This is a genomic window from Streptomyces lydicus (assembly GCF_004125265.1).
Lineage (GTDB): Bacteria > Actinomycetota > Actinomycetes > Streptomycetales > Streptomycetaceae > Streptomyces > Streptomyces lydicus_C.
Map to the genome: position 1 here is coordinate 5,717,820 of NZ_RDTE01000003.1, position 15,101 is coordinate 5,732,920.

Consider the following 15,101-nt stretch of genomic DNA (forward strand, 5'->3'; position numbering starts at 1 on the left):
CCGGGCGAAGCGAGGTTGCGGCATGAGCGGCACGTCCGACGGCGCGGGTGCCGTCACCGCGACCACCCCCGCGGCGGGCGTCCCGGTCCCCGCCGAGGAGCCGCTGCGCGGCCTGGGCGTGTCCCTGCCGCCCGCCGACGCACCGGCCAAGGCCGAGGGCACCTTCCCGTACGCCGCCGACCTGTGGGCCGAGGGGCTGCTGTGGGCCGCGGTGCTGCGCTCACCGCACCCGCGGGCACGGATCCTGTCGATCGACACCAAGCACGCCGCGGAGATGCCGGGCGTGCGGGTCGTCGTCACGCACGAGGACGTCCCCGGCGACGCGGGGCACGGCCGGGGCACCGCCGACCGTCCGGTCTTCGCCAAGGACGAGGTCCGCCACCACGGCGAGCCGATCGCCGCGGTGGCCGCCGAGCACCCCGACACGGCCCGCCTGGCGGCTGCCGCCATCGCCGTCGAGTACGAGGTCCTGGACGCGGTCACCGACCCCCAACTGGCCTTCGAGGCCGAGCCGTTGCACCCGGACGGCAACCTCATCCGGCACATCCCGCTCCGCTACGGCGACCCCGATGTGGTGGGCGAGGTGATGGTCGAGGGGCTGTACCGGATCGGCCGCCAGGACCCGGCGCCCATCGGGGCCGAGGCCGGGCTCGCGGTGCCGCGCCCCGACGGCGGGGTGGAGATCTACACCGCCTCCACGGACCCGCACACCGACCGCGATCTCGCCGCCGCCTCCTTCGGGCTGGAACCGGACCAGGTCAAGGTCGTGGTGACCGGTGTGCCCGGCGCCACCGCCGACCGCGAGGACCCCGGCATCCAACTCCCGCTCGGCCTGCTGGCCCTGCGCACGGGCTGCCCCGTCAAGCTCGCCGCCACCCGCGAGGAGTCCTTCCTCTCGCACGCCCACCGCCACCCCACGCTGCTGCGCTACCGCCACCATGCGGACGCCGACGGCACGCTGGTCAAGGTGGAGGCCCAGATCCTGATGGACGCCGGTGCCTACGCGGACACCTCCGCCGACGCGCTGGCCGCCGCCGTCTCCTTCTCCTGCGGCCCGTACGTCGTCCCGCACGCCGTGGTCGACGGCTGGGCGGTACGCACCAACAACCCCCCGTCCGGCCATATGCGCGGCGAGGGCGCGCTGCAGGTCTGTGCCGCCTACGAGGGCCAGATGGACAAGCTGGCCGCCCGGCTGGGGCTGGAGCCCGACGAGATCCGGCTGCGCAACGTCATGGCCACCGGGGACCTGCTCCCCACGGGACAGACGGTGACCTGCCCGGCCCCGGTCGCCGAACTCCTGCACGCCGTCAAGGAAGCGCCGCTTCCCGAGCTGCCCAAGGATGCGCCCGAAGCGGAGTGGCTGCTGCCGGGCGGCCCCGAGGGGGCGGGCGAACCGGGCGCGGTGCGCCGCGGTGTCGGCTACGCGCTGGGCATGGTGCACATGCTCGGCGCCGAGGGCACCGACGAGGTCTCCACCGCCACCGTCAAGGTCAGCGGCTCGGTGGCCCATGTCATCTGCGCCGCCGTCGAGACCGGATCGGGGTTCTCCACCCTGGCGCGGCAGATCGTGCAGGAGACGCTCGGCGTCGACGAGGTGCATGTCGCCGGCGTCGACACCGACCAGCCGCCGGCCGGCCCGGCCTGCCACGGGCGGCACACCTGGGTCTCCGGCGGCGCCGTCGAGCGCGCCGCCAAGATGGTCCGTACGCAGCTGCTGCAGCCGCTGGCCCACAAGTTCGGGATGTCCACCGAGCTGCTGCAGATCAACGACGGCAAGATCACCTCCTACGACGGGGTGCTCAGCACCACCGTCGCCGAGGCACTGGACGGCAAGGAGCTGTGGGCCACCGCCCAGTGCCGCCCGCATCCGACCGATCCGCTGGACGAGAGCGGCCAGGGCGACGCGTTCGTCGGTCTCGCCTTCTGCGCGATCCGCTGTGTCGCCGATGTCGACATCGAGCTCGGCACCATCCGGGTCGTGGAGATGACCGTCGCCCAGGACGTGGGCCGGGTGCTCAACCCCCGCCAGCTGCGGGCCCGTATCGAGGCCGGGGTCACCCAGGGCCTCGGTGCCGCCCTGATGGAGAACCTGCGCACCACCCGCGGCCAGGTCCGCCACCCCGACCTCACCGGCTACGCGCTGCCGACCGCCCTGGACGCCCCGGACATCCGCATCGTCAAACTCGTCGAGGAACGGGACGTGATCGCCCCCTTCGGCGCCAAGCCCGCCAGCGCGGTCCCGGTCGTCACCGCACCGGCAGCCGTCGCCTCCGCGGTCCGCGCCGCCACCGGCCGCCCCATCGGCCGCCTCCCGATCCGCCCCCAGGCGGCGGTGGCCCAGGCGGTGCAGCAGCAGGGGGCTTGAGGTGGGGGGACACGGTCCGGCGCTTGCGGACGAGGTGCGGCCGTGCGGCTCTGGAACCGCAGCTGAAGAGCGAGCACCGGATTCGCCTCAAGCGACCGGACATGCAGGTCAAGAAACCGAACGACCGACGAACAGTGGTGGGCCGGTCTCCCCTAGAGGAGACCGGCCCATCCGTCGCCCCTGGTCGGAGGCTATAGAGGCCGTGGCGGGATTCGAACCCACGTAACTCGCTTTGCAGGCGAGCCCCTGAACCACTCGGGCACACGGCCGGGTTGGTGTGCTGAACCTGACTGTATGCCGCGTGGTGGGGTGTTCGGCAAGAGTGCGGAGCGAAGTGGCGTGAAGCTGCAATACGGGGCAACGCGGGGCAACATGCCGTTCATGAAGTGAGGCTCGGGGGCTCAGGCCGAGTGCAGGAAGTCCTCCACTGCCGGGCCGAACAGTTCCGGGGCGTCCACCCAGGGGTAGTGGCCCACCTCGTGGAGCGGGCGGACCCGTGCGTCGGGGAACGATTCGGCCACCAGCTCGCCGGCGCGCATGCCCGTCACCCCGTCGCGGTCACCGGTCACCACCAGCACCGGGCAGCTCACGTCTCCCAGCCCCGAGGCCAGGGCCTCTCGCAGTTGCTCGTCCACGCCCTGCCAGAAACCGGCCCGCGGTACCGGCCCCAACTGTTCGCCCTCCGTGGCGGCATGGGCCTGTTGTGGCTCCTCCCAGCGCCCGTAGGCGAGCGGCGCCGCGGCGAACAGCAGCGCCCGTACCTCGTCCATGTCGGAGGTCTCGGCCAGTTGCCGCACCGCCGCCGAGGCCTGTGGCCACCACTGCTCGTGCTCGCGTGCGGCGAAGATCTCCCGTGCGTCGTCGGGGAGTTCGCCCTGCAGCCGGGAGCCGGGGCAGACCAGGACCAGCCGGGTCAGCCGCTGCGGGTGCCTCGCCGCGTACGCCTGGGCGACCGCGGCCCCCGCGTCGTGCGCGAGCAGGGCGAACCGCTCCAGGCCCAGGTGCGCGCGCAGGGCCTCGACATCCTCGGCGAGCTGCGGGAAGGCGTAACGGGAGGGGTCGGCGGCGGCCGGGGAGGCGCCGGTGCCGCGGCTGTCCGGAAGGATCAGCTGCCGGTGTGCGCTCATCCCGCCGAGGTCGCCCAGGTACGCGGCATCCCGTCCGGGGCCGCCGGCCAGACACACCAGGGGCGGCAGGGGCGAGTCGGCCGGGCCGAGCACGCGGTAGTGGAGCTCGGCGTCGTCGTAGGTGCGGAAGTGCGGCATGAGGACAGCCTGCCCGACGGCGGGCGATGTACCGCCGGTCCGGGCCGTGTGGTGCCGGGTCGCCGAACCGTCGGAGCGTCCCCCGGCTCCGCGGCGTAGGTCCTTCGGACGAGCCGGTTCCCGTCTCCGGACAGGGGCACCGACGTCGTACGGCCCTTACGCTGGCCCGATGACCGCTGATCGCCCCCGCCGCAGCGCCGACCCGTTCGCCGGTACCCACACCGACCTCGCCCCGCCGGCCGACGAACGGACCGACCACCTGTCCGACGATCCGGCCATCGACCCTGCCGACGCCCCGCCCCACACCGGCGGCATCCTCGGCCGGGCCCACCGCGCGCTCACCTTCGGCATCATCTCCGTCGTCTCGGTCGTCGCCTTCGAGGCGATCGCCGTGAACACCGCGATGCCGGTCGCCGCCCGTGCCCTGGACGGGATCGGTCTGTACGCCTTCGCGTTCTCGGCCTACTTCACGGCGAGCCTGTTCGCGATGGCGCTCGCGGGGGAGTGGAGCGACCGGCACGGGCCGCTGGCGCCGCTGTTCGCCGGGATCGCCGCGTTCGGGGTGGGGCTGCTGGTCGCGGGCGGTGCGCAGAGCATGGGGATGTTCGTGACGGGCCGCGGAGTGCAGGGCATGGGCGGCGGGATGGTGGTGGTCTCGCTGTATGTGGTCGTGGGCCGGGCCTACCCCGACCGGCTGCGGGCGTCGATCATGGCGGCGTTCTCGGCGGCCTGGGTGGTGCCGGTGATCGTGGGCCCGCTGGTCGCCGGGACCCTCACCGAACAGCTCGGCTGGCGCTGGGTCTTCCTCGCCATCCCGGTGCTGATACTGCTGCCGCTCGCGGTGATGCTGCCCGCGCTGCGCAAGCTGCCCCGTACGCGGCCGGGCCCGGACGGCGGTGTACGCCAGGTGCTGGGCAACCGGCGCTGTCTGCTCGCGCTGGCCGCCGCCGTGGGCGCCTGCCTGCTGCAGTACGCGGGCCAGCACCCGGCCTGGACCGGGCTGGCGCCCGCGGCCGCCGGGCTGGCCCTGCTGGTACCGGCCATCGCGCGGCTGCTGCCGCGCGGCACCTTCCGCGCGGGGCGCGGTCTGCCGAGCGTGGTGCTGATGCGCGGTCTGGCCGCCGGGGCGCTGGTCGGCTCCGAGAGCTTCATCCCGCTGATGCTGGTCACCCAGCGCGGGCTGTCCCCCACCCTCGCCGGTCTCTCCCTCACCGGCGGCGGACTGACCTGGGCGCTGGGCTCGTACGTCCAGAGCCGGCCGCGTATGGAGCCGCACCGGGAGCGGCTGATGGGCCTGGGCATGGTGCTGCTGGCGGCGGCCATCGTGACGGTGCCGCTGGCGCTGCTCGACGCGGTGCCCGTCGCGATCGTCGCGGCGGCCTGGACGGTCGGCGGGTTCGGCATGGGCCTGAACATCTCCAGCGGCGGTGTCCTGCTGCTGAAGCTCTCCCGTCCCGAGGAGGCGGGCAGCAACTCCGCGTCCCTGCAGATGTCGGACGCGCTGGGGAACGTCACCTTCGTGGGGGTGGGCGGGGTGCTGTTCGCGGCCTTCGGCGGTGGCTCGATCGCGGCGCACGGGCCGGCGGCCGCGGCCGGCGCCACCCCGGCGAGCCATCCGGCGGCCTTCGCCGCGGTGTTCGCGGCGATGGCGGTGGTGGCGCTGGCCGGGGCCGGGGTCACAAGCCGGTTGCGACCCGAGCGGGTGTGAGGGCGCCGGGCCGAATCACCCTTTACCGGCCCGACCTGCAACATCACCCTCGTCCGGGGCCGGATGGCGAATGTGACCTCGGTCCCACCCCGGGGTGAGCCGGTGCGGGAACCCCGGAGCGTGAAGCGGCGCACGGGTAGGCTGACGCGGTTGCCGATCGCCGAGTTCAGCCGACGGAGACCGTGACTACCACCACCAGCGCCACCAATAACCATCACCTGTCCCCGGCCTTCCCGGGACGGGCCCCTTGGGGTACCGCGAACAAGCTGCGTGCCTGGCAGCAGGCGGCCATGGACCGCTACATCCAGGCACAGCCCAGAGACTTCCTGGCCGTCGCGACGCCCGGAGCCGGCAAGACGACGTTCGCGCTCACGCTCGCCTCGTGGATGCTGCACCATCACGTCGTGCAGCAGGTGACGGTCGTCGCGCCGACCGAGCATCTGAAGAAGCAGTGGGCCGAGGCGGCGGCACGGCTGGGGATCAAGCTCGACCCGGAGTACAGCGCGGGGCCGCTGGGCCGCGAGTACCACGGCGTCGCGATCACCTACGCCGGTGTGGGCGTACGGCCCATGCTGCACCGCAACCGGATCGAGCAGCGCAAGACGCTGGTGATCCTCGACGAGATCCACCACGCCGGTGACTCGAAGTCGTGGGGCGAGGCCTGCCTGGAGGCGTTCGAGCCCGCCACCCGGCGGCTCGCGCTGACCGGTACGCCCTTCCGGTCCGACACCAACCCGATCCCGTTCGTGACGTACGAGGAGGGCAACGACGGCATCCGGCGCTCCTCCGCCGACTACACCTACGGCTACGGCAACGCGCTCGGCGACGGCGTCGTTAGGCCGGTCATCTTCCTCTCCTACAGCGGCAACATGCGCTGGCGGACCAAGGCGGGCGACGAGATCGCGGCCCGGCTCGGCGAGCCGATGACCAAGGACGCGGTCTCGCAGGCCTGGCGTACCGCGCTGGACCCGCGCGGCGAGTGGATGCCGAATGTGCTGCGCGCCGCCGACCAGCGGCTGAGCGAGGTCCGCAAATCCATCCCGGACGCGGGGGCGCTGGTGATCGCCTCCGACCAGGAGCAGGCGCGGGCGTACGCCAAGCTGATCCGGGAGATCACCGGGGAGGGCGCCACGCTGGTGCTGTCCGACGACTCCGGCGCCTCCCAGCGCATCGACGACTTCGCGCACTCGCACGACCGCTGGATGGTCGCGGTCCGGATGGTGTCCGAGGGCGTCGACGTGCCGCGGCTGGCGGTCGGGGTGTACGCCACCACCATCTCGACCCCGCTGTTCTTCGCCCAGGCCGTCGGCCGCTTCGTGCGCTCCCGCAAGCGCGGCGAGACCGCCTCGGTCTTCCTGCCCACCGTCCCGATGCTGCTCGGCTTCGCCAATGAGATGGAGGTCGAGCGCGACCACGTCCTGGACAAGCCGAAGAAGGACGGGGAGGAGGACCCGTACGCCGAGTCCGAGAAGGAGATGGAGGAGGCGAACAAGGAGCAGGACGAGGACACCGGGGAGCAGGAGCAGTTCTCGTTCGAGGCGCTGGAGTCGGAGGCGGTCTTCGACCGGGTGCTCTACGACGGTGCCGAGTTCGGGATGCAGGCCCACGCGGGCAGCGAGGAGGAGCAGGACTACCTCGGCATCCCCGGGCTGCTGGAGCCCGACCAGGTGCAGATGCTGCTGCAGAAGCGGCAGGCCCGGCAGATCGCGCACAGCAAGAAGCGGCCCGACGAGGAGGCCGACCTGCTGGAGCTGCCGGCCGAGCGGCGGCCGGTGGTCACGCACAAGGAGCTGCTGGAGCTGAGGAAGCAGCTGAACACGCTGGTGGGGGCGTATGTCCACCAGAGCGGAAAGCCGCATGGCGTGATCCACACCGAGCTGCGGCGGGTATGCGGCGGGCCGCCGAGCGCGGAGGCCACCGCCGGGCAGCTGGGTGAGCGAATCAAGAAGGTCCGGGAGTGGGCCACGCGGATGAAGTGAGTGCGCCGGGGGCTTGTGCGTCCGCAGGGGGCTGTGCGTCCGTCTGGGGCCTGTGAGGCCCGTGGGGGGCCACGGTCTGTGACCCGGCCGGTGTCCTGCGGCCCCGTGATCCGTGGGCGGGGGCGGTGTGCCGGTGACACGGCGCGCCGCCCCCGCCGTCACGTCCGGCGCCGCGTGCCGGAGCCGGCGGCGGCCGTGCTCCCTCGCCGTTCGCCCATACCGTCCGCCCATACCGCCCGAACGGCCCTGTAGCCCTACCTGAAACACCACAGCACATCCTGAACGGACCTACGGGGATATTCCGGGCGGGAAAGCCCGGATTCTGGACGGACTCTTCCGCTTACCGGACCGGCTCGCTACTGTCCCGGTCACGCACACGCCCCGTGGCAGCGCCGCCGCGGAGCGCAGCCGGTGCCATGCGGCCGGCGGCCTCTAGCGCGCGCTGCTCCGGGACTCGCAGCGCGTCGCGTCCGAGGGCCGCCACTCACCCAGGAGGCGTCGTGACCGCAGAGACCTCCCAGACCCTCGACCGAGGGCTGCGCGTCCTCAAACTGCTCGCCGACACCGACCACGGGCTGACCGTCACCGAGCTCTCCCACAAGCTCGGCGTCAACCGCACGGTGGTCTACCGTCTGCTGGCCACGCTGGAGCAGCACGCTCTGGTCCGCCGCGACCTCGGCGGCCGCGCCCGGGTCGGCCTGGGCGTGCTGCGCCTGGGCCGGCAGGTGCATCCGCTGGTCAGGGAGGCGGCGCTGCCCGCGCTGCGGTCGCTCGCCGAGGACGTGGGGGCCACCGCGCACCTCACCCTGGTCGACGGCACGGAAGCGCTGGCCGTCGCCGTGGTGGAGCCGACCTGGACCGATTACCACGTGGCCTACCGGGCGGGCTTCCGTCATCCGCTGGACCGGGGGGCCGCGGGACGGGCGATCCTCAAGGCCCGGCAGGGGCGCCTCCAGGACGCCGGACTCGCCCTGACGCACGGGGAGTTGGAGGCCGGGGCGAGCGGGGCTGCGGCACCGCTGCTCGGGGTGAGCGGCATCGAGGGCAGCGTGGGCGTGGTGATGCTCGCGGACACCGTGTCCGAGCGGATCGGGCCGCGGGTGGTCGACGCGGCCCGGGAGGTGTCGGAGGCGCTGCGCTGAGGCCGGGGCCTGTCGTCATGGCCCTGCCAGACCCGCGGCGAACGACGGGGCCGGGAATACCGGCCCCGGGGGACGGCCGGGGCCACAGTGTGTGAAGGGGCGGTGGCCGTGTGGTGAGGCCGCAGCGCCTTACGGCCCTGGTGGTGCGGGGGTCAATTAGGCTGGCGGGGTGTCCTCACGCACCCGTGCCCTGGCGCTCTGCTCCGCCCTTGTCCTGGCCCTCGTCCTCACGGCGGTCCTCGCCCCGCTGCCGTTCGCCATCGCCTATCCCGGCATGACGGCGAACGTCCTCGGCGACGACAAGGGCAAGCCGGTGATCACCATCACCGGCGCCGGGACCCGCAAGACGAGCGGACAGCTGCGGATGACCTCGATCGTCGCCACCGGACCGGACGCCTCCGTCCACCTGCCGGACATCATCGAGGGCTGGTTCCGCACGGACGAGGCCGTGATGCCGCGGGAGGCGGTCTACCCGGTGGGCAACAACACCGAGGAGATCGCCGAGCACAACGCGAAGCAGATGGAGCAGTCCCAGGACACCGCCACCAGCGCCGCGCTCGGGCAGCTCGGCAAGTCCGCCAAGGACATCAAGGTCAAGCTGAGCCTCGCGGACGTCGGCGGGCCCAGCGCCGGGCTGATGTTCGCCCTCGGCATCGTCGACCGGCTGGACGGCGACGGCGCGGGCCACGACCTGACCGGCGGGCGCACCATCGCCGGTACGGGGACCATCACCGCCGGCGGGAAGGTCGGCGCGGTGGGCGGGGTCCCGCTGAAGACGCAGGCCGCACACCGCGACGGCGCCTCGGTCTTCCTGGTCCCGCGCAAGGAGTGCACCGACGCGCGGGCGGAGCTGCCGAAGGGGATGCGGCTGATCCCGGTCACGACGCTCGACGGCGCGGTGGACGCCCTCAAGGCCCTGCGGACCGGCGGCAAACTGCCCAGCTGCTGAGCCGCCCCCTGCCGCCCGGCCCCGGACGTCCCGCGTCCCGTCGCCGCCGGCTTCCTCACCCCTCCTTGATGAACCCCTCCCGGATCAGCCAGTCCTTGGCGACCTCGTGCGGGTCCTCGCCGTTCACGTCGACCTTGCGGTTGAGCTCCTGGGCGACGGTGTTGTTGAGGGCCTTGGTGACCGGGGCCAGGACCTCGGCCATCGCCGGGTACTTCTTCAGGGCCTCGGCGTTGATCTCGGGAGCGACGTTGTAGTTGGGGAAGAAGTGCTTGTCGTCGGCGAGGACGTGCAGATGCATCGCCTTGATCCGGCCGTCGGTGGTGAAGACCTCGCCGAACGCGCAGGTGCCCTTCTGCGTCTCGGTGTAGACCACGCCGCCGGTCATCTTGCGGATGTTGGACGACGGCACGTTCATGCCGTACGCCCGTGCCATGCCCGGCAGGCCGTCGTTGCGGGTGGCGAACTCGTTCTCCACGCACATCGTGACGGCGCCGGGGTTCTTGTGCGACAGCGCCGCGACCTGCGAGAGGGTGCGCACGCCCAGCTTCTTCTGGTTGGCGGTGTTCAGCGCCAGCGCGTAGGTGTTGTTCAGCGTCGAGGCCGGCAGCCAGACGATGCCGTTCTTGCGGTCCTCGTCGCGGACCGCCTTCCACTGCTGCTGCGGGTTGACGATCGGCTTGGTGTGGCCGAGGTAGGTGATCCAGCCGGTGCCGGTGTACTCGTACGCGGCGTCCGCCGTGCCGGACTTGACGGCCTCCCGGGCGCCGATCGAGCCCTGGATGCTGGTCTTGTCGATGACCTTGGCACCGGCCGCCTCGAAGACGATGCCCATCATCTGGCCGAGGATGATCTGCTCGGTGAACTCCTTCGAGGTCACGGTCAGCTGTGCCCCGGTGAGCGGGCGGCCCCGGTAGCCGGCCTTCGGCCCCGGCAGCACGGTGTCGCTCATCGCACTGCCGCTGACCAGGCCGCAGGCGCTGAGCGCGGTGGCGAGCAGGACGACCAGGAAGCGGGCGCCCCGGCGTCTTCCGGGGCGGCGGCGGGGGGCCTGCCGCGGGGGAATCCTCATACCGTCGCCTCCAGTCCGCGCGGCCGCAGCAGCAGTTCGGCCAGCGACGCCAGCCATTCGACCAGCAGGGCCAGCGCCACGGTGAGCACCGAACCGAGGATCAGTACGGGCATGCGCTGGGTGACGATGCCCGCCGAGATCAGGTCACCGAGGCCGCCGCCCCCGCCGAAGGTGGCCAGCGTCGCGGTGCCCACGTTCAGCACCAGCGCGGTACGGACGCCGGCCAGGATCAGCGGTACGGCCAGCGGGAGTTCGACCTTGGTCAGCACAAGGGTGGGGGACATGCCGATGCCGCGGGCGGCCTCGGTCAGCGTCGGCTCGATGCCGCGCAGCCCGGCGATGGTGTTGGCGAGGACCGGCAGCACGGCGTAGATGACCATGCCGACGATCGCCGAACGGGCCCCGATGCCCAGCCAGATCACCAGCAGGATCAGCAGACCCAGCGCCGGGACGGCCTGCCCGAGGTTGGCGAAGGCCATGGCGACGGGCGTGGCCCGGCGCAGCTTGGAGCGGGTCAGTGCGATCCCCAGCGGAATCGCGATGATCAGCACGAAGAAGGTGGAGACGGCGGTGAGGTAGATGTGCTGCTGCAGGGCCAGCAGCACCTTGCCGTTGTCGACCGCCTGGTGGGCGATGGAGTCCAGGCGGGCGCCGCGGAACCACAGCCAGGTGGCGAGCAGCGCGAGGACCAGGAAGGCCGGCATGAAGGTCCACTTCTGCCAGCTGATCCGGCGCCGGCCCTTGGCGACGGCCGGGACGGGCGCCTCACCGGCCGCGTCCTCCCGCTCCCGCATCTCGACGTCGTCGCGGACGGCGAAGCCCTCGTGGTCGCTGGGGGCCCGCTCGCCGCGGTGCGGACTGCTCCCGTCGCGCGGGCTCATGCCTCCATGCCTTCCTGTTCCAGCTGCGTCTGGCGGGCGCGCAGCTCCCGGAGCTGGTGCTGGTGCTCCAGGGCCTCCATCCGGTCCGCCTCCAGCAGTTCCTGGACGTTGTTCATCAGCGTCTCCATGTCGACCACGCCGATGTACTCGCCGCGCCGTCCGGTGACCGCGACCCGGCCGGCGCTGTCGGTGAGCACCGCCTCCAGCGCGTCGCGCAGCGTCGCGTCCCGGGTCACGGTGTGCTGGACCGGCGTCCCGGCCCGGGCCAGCGACTCCTTGGCCAGGGCCAGATCGCCGCGGCGCAGCCATTTGTACGGGCGGCGGTTGGGGTCCAGCAGCAGCAGTTCGTTGTGGGAGCCGGAGCGGACCCGGTCGAAGATGGACTCCAGCGGGTCATCGGTCGCGGCGGTGGGGAAGTCGACCACGCCCACGTCCCGCACCCGGGTCAGGTTGAGCCGCTTGAGCGCCGCCCCGGCGCCCACGAAGCCGGAGACGAAGTCGTCGGACGGGTTGGTGAGGATGGCCTCGGGGGTGTCGAACTGGGCGATGTGCGAGCGCTCGCGGAGCACCGCGATCCGGTCGCCGATCTTGATGGCCTCGTCGAAGTCGTGGGTGACGAAGCAGATGGTCTTGTGCAGCTCGTGCTGGAGCCGGATCAGCTCGTCCTGGAGGTGGTCGCGGGTGATCGGGTCGACGGCGCCGAACGGCTCGTCCATCAGCAGGACGGGCGGGTCGGCGGCGAGGGCACGGGCCACCCCGACGCGCTGCTGCTGGCCGCCGGAGAGCTGGCGCGGATAGCGGCCGTGGAACTCGCGCGGGTCCAGGCCGACCAGGTCGAGCATCTCCTCGACCCGGTTCTTGGTCTTCGACTGGGACCAGCCGATCATCTTCGGGACCAGGGCGATGTTCTGGGCGACGGTCATGTGCGGGAAGAGGCCGGACGCCTGGATGGCGTAGCCGATCTTGCGGCGCAGCTTGACCGGGTCCATGTCGGTGACGTCCTCGTCGCCGATCCGGATCCGCCCGGAGGTCGGCTCGATCAGCCGGTTGATCATCTTCAGGCAGGTGGACTTGCCGCAGCCCGAGGGCCCCACAAGGATCACGATCTCGCCGGCCTTGATCTCCATGTTGACGTTGTCCACCGCGGGGACGGGGTTGCCCGGATAGGTTTTCGTCAGGCTCTCCAGATGGATCCTCGCCCCGCTGGTGGCGGCGTTCTCGGGCGTCTCAGGCACGGATCCCCCTGGAGATGGTCAGGCGTCCGATCAGGACGTAGGCGGCGTCGAAGAGAAGGGCGAGGATGGCGATTCCGAGGGTGCCGGAGAGCACCTGGTTGAGGGAGTTGGCGCTGCCCAGCGAGGCGATCCCGCGGAAGATCTCGTTGCCCAGGCCGGGGCCGGAGGCGAACGCGGCGATGGCGGCGATGCCCATCAGCATCTGGGTGGCGACCCGGATGCCGGTGAGGATGGGCGGCCAGGCCAGCGGCAGTTCGACCCGGAAGAGCCGGGCGGTGCGGGACATCCCGATGCCGTTGGCCGCGTCGACCAGGTCGGGGTCCACCCCGCGCAGCCCGACGATGGCGTTGCGGACCACCGGCAGCAGCCCGTACAGGGTCAGCGCGATCACCGTCGGGGGGACGCCCAGGCCGACGATCGGGATCAGCAGACCGATCAGGGCCAGGGACGGGATGGTCAGGATGGTGGCGGTCGAGGTGGTGGCGAGGTTGCCCGCCCATTCGCTGCGGTAGGTCGCCACGGCGATGAAGACGCCCAGCAAGGTGGCCAGCACCATGCACTGGAAGACGGCACTGGCGTGCTGATATGTGTCCGTCAGCAGCTGGGCGTGCCGGGTGCCGACGTACTCCCAGAAGCTCACTCGGTCTCCTCGGTCAGTCTGCCGATGCCTGTTTCACCAGCGGGACAATCCGCAACGGAACCGGATTTTCCATGACGATTGCCGTCGATGCCCGCACGATCCCATCAAAGCCCACAACCCGGTCGATCACCCGCTGTAGATCGGCGTTCGACCGCGCGACGAGCCTGCAGAGCATGTCCCCGTGTCCGGTCGTTGTATGCAACTCCAACACCTCGGGAACGGTCGTCAAGTGGGCACGTACGTCGTTTCCTTGCCCTTGTTTGATCTCCAGCGTGGCGAAAGCGGTCACCGGATAACCGAGGGCCGCCGGGTCCACATCCGGTCCGAAGCCCCGGATCACTCCATTCGACTGAAGCCGGTCGAGCCGGGCCTGGACCGTCCCGCGGGCCACCCCCAGCCGCCGGGACGCCTCCAGCACGCCGATCCGCGGCTCCTCGGCGAGCAGCTCCAGCAGCGCCCCGTCCAAATGATCGATCGCCATCGTTCGTACCGCCCTTGGTGATGGTCATCATGTACAGATAGCCGGGCGACTTCGCCCTTTCGCTATACATAATGCCCAGAAGATTCGCGAACTATTGCGCACCTTGTGGATCGGGGGGACTCTGCGCACATGGCAGACACCACGATGCACACGCAGCCCCTCGCCCCCGACACGGCCCGGCAGGCGGACCCCTTCCCGGTCAAGGGGATGGACGCGGTCGTCTTCGCCGTCGGGAACGCCAAGCAGGCCGCGCACTACTACTCGACCGCCTTCGGCATGAAGCGCGTCGCCTACTCGGGCCCGGAGAACGGCAGCCGCGAGACCGCGAGTTATGTGCTCGAATCCGGCGGCGCCCGGTTCGTGTTCACCTCCGTCATCAAGCCCACGACCGAGTGGGGCCGCTTCCTCGCCGACCATGTCGCGGCGCACGGCGACGGCGTCATCGACCTCGCCATCGAGGTCCCGGACGCCCGCGCCGCCTACGAGCACGCCGTCGCCCGGGGTGCCACCGGCCTGGAGAAGCCCCACGAGGTGAGCGACGAGCACGGCACGGTCGTCCTGGCGGCCATCGCCACCTACGGCAAGACCCGGCACACCCTCGTCGAGCGCTCCGGCTACGACGGCCCCTACCTGCCCGGCTTCGTCGCCACCGAGCCGCTGGTGGCGCCCGGCCCGCGCCGCTTCCAGGCCATCGACCATTGCGTCGGCAACGTCGAACTCGGCAGGATGAACGAGTGGGTGGCCTTCTACAACGACGTCATGGGCTTCACCAACATGAAGGAGTTCGTGGGCGACGACATCGCCACCGAATACAGCGCCCTGATGTCGAAGGTCGTCGCGGACGGCACGCTCAAGGTCAAGTTCCCGATCAACGAACCCGCGATCGCGAAGAAGAAGTCGCAGATCGACGAGTACCTGGAGTTCTACGGCGGCCCCGGCGTCCAGCACATCGCGCTGGCCACCAATGACATCGTCGCCAGCGTCCGGGCGATGCGCGAGGCCGGCGTCGAATTCCTCAACACCCCCGACTCCTACTACGACACCCTCGGCGAGTGGGCCGGCGAGACCCGGGTGCCCGTGGAGACGCTCCGTGAGCTGAAGATCCTGGTCGACCGCGACGAGGACGGCTACCTGCTGCAGATCTTCACCAAGCCGGTCCAGGACCGGCCGACGGTGTTCTTCGAGATGATCGAGCGGCACGGCTCCATGGGCTTCGGCAAGGGCAACTTCAAGGCGCTCTTCGAGGCGATCGAGCGGGAGCAGGAGCGGCGCGGCAATCTCTGACGCGTCCGGCGTCGCCTCGGGCGCCGCCCGGCCCCGGTGGCCGGTGCGGGACGGGCCTCCTGCCGTCCCAAGGCCCGTCCCTGCCGTCCGGTGATCTTCCGTG

12 protein-coding genes and 1 tRNA gene are annotated in these 15,101 nt (G+C 71.5%); 6 read left to right on the top strand and 7 right to left on the bottom strand.

Annotated features, from left to right (window positions below; genetic code table 11):
* Positions 1–22 precede the first annotated feature (22 nt).
* Positions 23–2,365 carry a xanthine dehydrogenase family protein molybdopterin-binding subunit gene (locus tag D9V36_RS27635; protein ID WP_129296124.1) on the top strand — a complete coding sequence of 781 codons (2,343 nt, stop codon included), beginning with the start codon at positions 23–25 and terminating at the stop codon, positions 2,363–2,365.
* 197 nt (positions 2,366–2,562) lie between these two features.
* Here D9V36_RS27635 and D9V36_RS27640 read toward each other — a convergent pair.
* Positions 2,563–2,634 (bottom strand) — tRNA-Cys (locus D9V36_RS27640).
* Positions 2,635–2,766: 132 nt separating this feature from the next.
* Positions 2,767–3,630: an alpha/beta fold hydrolase gene (locus D9V36_RS27645; protein ID WP_129296125.1), complete on the bottom strand. Its 864-nt coding sequence runs from the start codon at positions 3,628–3,630 to the stop codon at positions 2,767–2,769.
* Between the two features lie 169 nt (positions 3,631–3,799).
* Between D9V36_RS27645 and D9V36_RS27650 the strand changes: the two genes are divergently transcribed.
* The 4 genes from D9V36_RS27650 (at position 3,800) to D9V36_RS27665 (ending at position 9,408) form a co-directional block, all read left to right on the top strand.
* Entirely contained in the window at positions 3,800–5,338 is a 1,539-nt protein-coding gene (locus D9V36_RS27650) for an MFS transporter (RefSeq protein ID WP_129296126.1), read from the top strand.
* Between the two features lie 182 nt (positions 5,339–5,520).
* A complete protein-coding gene (locus D9V36_RS27655; RefSeq protein WP_129296127.1) occupies positions 5,521–7,317 on the top strand; it encodes a DEAD/DEAH box helicase in 1,797 nt (598 codons plus the stop codon).
* A 500-nt stretch (positions 7,318–7,817) separates the two neighbouring features.
* On the top strand, positions 7,818–8,459 hold the full coding sequence (locus D9V36_RS27660) for an IclR family transcriptional regulator (RefSeq protein WP_129296128.1): 642 nt from the start codon (positions 7,818–7,820) through the stop codon (positions 8,457–8,459).
* A gap of 169 nt (positions 8,460–8,628) precedes the next feature.
* On the top strand, positions 8,629–9,408 hold the full coding sequence (locus D9V36_RS27665; protein ID WP_129296129.1) for a S16 family serine protease: 780 nt from the start codon (positions 8,629–8,631) through the stop codon (positions 9,406–9,408).
* A 55-nt stretch (positions 9,409–9,463) separates the two neighbouring features.
* Here the strand turns inward: D9V36_RS27665 and D9V36_RS27670 are convergent, their stop codons facing one another.
* From D9V36_RS27670 to D9V36_RS27690, 5 genes are read right to left on the bottom strand one after another with little or no spacing between them, the layout of a single operon-like run.
* The gene (locus tag D9V36_RS27670; RefSeq protein WP_431357703.1) at positions 9,464–10,477 is read right to left on the bottom strand and encodes a glycine betaine ABC transporter substrate-binding protein; all 1,014 of its coding nucleotides are present in this window, start codon (positions 10,475–10,477) and stop codon (positions 9,464–9,466) included.
* Positions 10,474–11,358 (bottom strand): ABC transporter permease, encoded by an 885-nt coding sequence (locus D9V36_RS27675; protein ID WP_129296130.1) that lies wholly within the window; start codon positions 11,356–11,358, stop codon positions 10,474–10,476. Before D9V36_RS27675 ends, D9V36_RS27670 begins: the two co-directional genes overlap by 4 nt.
* The gene (locus tag D9V36_RS27680) at positions 11,355–12,593 is read right to left on the bottom strand and encodes an ABC transporter ATP-binding protein (RefSeq protein WP_129296131.1); all 1,239 of its coding nucleotides are present in this window, start codon (positions 12,591–12,593) and stop codon (positions 11,355–11,357) included. Before D9V36_RS27680 ends, D9V36_RS27675 begins: the two co-directional genes overlap by 4 nt.
* Positions 12,586–13,233, bottom strand: coding sequence for an ABC transporter permease (locus D9V36_RS27685; protein ID WP_129296132.1), 648 nt, complete (start codon positions 13,231–13,233; stop codon positions 12,586–12,588). The genes D9V36_RS27680 and D9V36_RS27685 overlap by 8 nt, the downstream gene beginning before the upstream one ends.
* 13 nt (positions 13,234–13,246) lie before the next feature.
* Positions 13,247–13,714 carry an Lrp/AsnC family transcriptional regulator gene (locus D9V36_RS27690; protein WP_086715635.1) on the bottom strand — a complete coding sequence of 156 codons (468 nt, stop codon included), beginning with the start codon at positions 13,712–13,714 and terminating at the stop codon, positions 13,247–13,249.
* Between the two features lie 129 nt (positions 13,715–13,843).
* On the opposite strand from D9V36_RS27690, the gene hppD reads away from it, so the two are divergent.
* On the top strand, positions 13,844–14,998 hold the full coding sequence (hppD, locus tag D9V36_RS27695) for a 4-hydroxyphenylpyruvate dioxygenase (RefSeq protein WP_129296133.1): 1,155 nt from the start codon (positions 13,844–13,846) through the stop codon (positions 14,996–14,998).
* Positions 14,999–15,101: the final 103 nt, after the last annotated feature.

What these genes read in the sequence shown, in the direction of transcription:
- D9V36_RS27635 (WP_129296124.1), top strand. Translation starts at nt 23, where the DNA reads ATGAGCGGCACGTCCGACGGCGCGGGTGCCGTCACCGCGACCACCCCC.
- D9V36_RS27645 (WP_129296125.1), bottom strand. Translation starts at nt 3,630, where the DNA reads ATGCCGCACTTCCGCACCTACGACGACGCCGAGCTCCACTACCGCGTG.
- D9V36_RS27650 (WP_129296126.1), top strand. Translation starts at nt 3,800, where the DNA reads ATGACCGCTGATCGCCCCCGCCGCAGCGCCGACCCGTTCGCCGGTACC.
- D9V36_RS27670 (WP_431357703.1), bottom strand. Translation starts at nt 10,477, where the DNA reads ATGAGGATTCCCCCGCGGCAGGCCCCCCGCCGCCGCCCCGGAAGACGC.
- D9V36_RS27675 (WP_129296130.1), bottom strand. Translation starts at nt 11,358, where the DNA reads ATGAGCCCGCGCGACGGGAGCAGTCCGCACCGCGGCGAGCGGGCCCCC.
- D9V36_RS27690 (WP_086715635.1), bottom strand. Translation starts at nt 13,714, where the DNA reads ATGGCGATCGATCATTTGGACGGGGCGCTGCTGGAGCTGCTCGCCGAG.
- hppD (WP_129296133.1), top strand. Translation starts at nt 13,844, where the DNA reads ATGGCAGACACCACGATGCACACGCAGCCCCTCGCCCCCGACACGGCC.